Source organism: Neisseria sp. P0008.S010 (assembly GCF_051962715.1).
GTDB lineage: Bacteria > Pseudomonadota > Gammaproteobacteria > Burkholderiales > Neisseriaceae > Neisseria > Neisseria elongata.
This window is the reverse complement of record NZ_JBQCVA010000322.1, coordinates 1-263: the sequence shown is the minus strand read 5'-3', so window position 1 is coordinate 263 and position 263 is coordinate 1. Positions and strand designations below refer to the sequence as shown.

Here is a 263-nt window from a genome sequence, read left to right as displayed (position 1 = left end):
CCTACGGGTGGCTGCTGCAAGCGGCACCGTGGGCCTTGAGTACAAGCCAGGTGAGTGCGCCCGAACCCGCCATGAGCTTCATCACCCGCACGGTCACGACCGGGCCAGCGCCCACGCCAACGCGCACTGAACTGCCGGTGGTCAACGCCCCACGACCTGCCAAGGCGCCTGCACCGGCTCCAATCCGAAAAGCGTTGCCGCCATCATCCACCGCGATCACAGCGCCTCCGGCGCCCAACACCACCGGTGATACCCCAGTAGTC

Annotated in this window: 1 protein-coding gene; it reads left to right on the top strand. The window is 67.3% G+C overall.

All coding sequences use genetic code 11. The features are described 5' to 3' along the window. Positions 1-71: 71 nt before the first annotated feature. Positions 72-263 (top strand): hypothetical protein (locus tag ACTHSL_RS13785; protein ID WP_440381732.1); only part of this gene is annotated, 192 nt, incomplete at its 3' end.